At 42.7% G+C, this 994-nt stretch carries 1 protein-coding gene; it reads right to left on the bottom strand.

Features of this window, described 5'->3' with window-relative positions:
• Nucleotides 1-466: 466 nt before the first annotated feature.
• Nucleotides 467-994 (bottom strand): sugar phosphate nucleotidyltransferase (locus tag H5202_RS23300; RefSeq protein WP_259397466.1); only part of this gene is annotated, 528 nt, incomplete at its 5' end.

The following is a 994-nucleotide window of genomic DNA, read 5'->3' as shown; positions in this document are numbered from 1 at the left end:
GAACTCAGTCAGTATTTGAGTCCAGTGGTCATGTTTTTGCGATTGATTCATAGCACCTCCTTTGTAAAGAAGCACTATGCCAAAAGCTGATTTTTATTGGTATGTGGGGTTAATTGACCGCTTACCGTAAAACAAACACCTGGATTCCGGCTTTAAAAGCCTCACCGGAATGACAGAGGCTTTCGTCATCTCCTAATGCTTGTATTGGGGATCCGGTTGTAGCCCTTGGTTTTGGCTTTGTTGATACCTTAAAGCGTAAAAACAAACACCTGGATTCCGGCTTAAAAAAAGCTTCACCGGAATGACAGAGGCTTTCGTCATCCCCAAATGCTTTTATTGGGGATTCAAGAGTTGCCATAAATGTTAGCTTTAGGTTCTAGCCGCTTAGCATCGAAGCTCTCTAGGCTAATGGCAAAAAGCAAAAAACCAACTTGATATAAGTTGGTTTTCAAATTAGCAGTAAAAATTACTGTTCAAGCAGAATTTTTTCAACACTTTTTTTGAAGTCAGCGCCTAACTTAGCATCGCGCAATCCATACTCAACAAAAGCATTCATATAACCCAGTTTGTCGCCGCAATCGTGAGACTTACCGGTCATGTTAAAGGCTTCAACGGTATCTTGTTCAATCAGCATATCAATCGCGTCAGTTAACTGAATTTCGTCACCTGCACCCGCTGGTGTTTTAGCAAGTAAACGCCAGATCTTTTCAGATAATACATAGCGGCCAACAACCGCTAGATTGGACGGGGCTTCACCAACAGCAGGTTTTTCGACCATCCTCTTGATTTTAGCTGAGTCACCCGGGGTTATCTCAACACCATTACAATCGGCTATGCCGTATTTATTGACATCACATTCAGGTACTGGAGCAACCATAATCTGGCTGGCAAATGTCGCTTTGTAACGCGCTATCATCGCGGCTAAGTTTTCTGTTTTTTGATTAGCGGTATATTCATCCAACACAACATCAGGTAGCACGACCGCAAATGGGTT

Source organism: Shewanella sp. SG41-4 (assembly GCF_014164505.1).
Taxonomy (GTDB): Bacteria; Pseudomonadota; Gammaproteobacteria; order Enterobacterales; family Shewanellaceae; genus Shewanella.
This window is presented reverse-complemented; position numbering and strand designations above follow the sequence as displayed.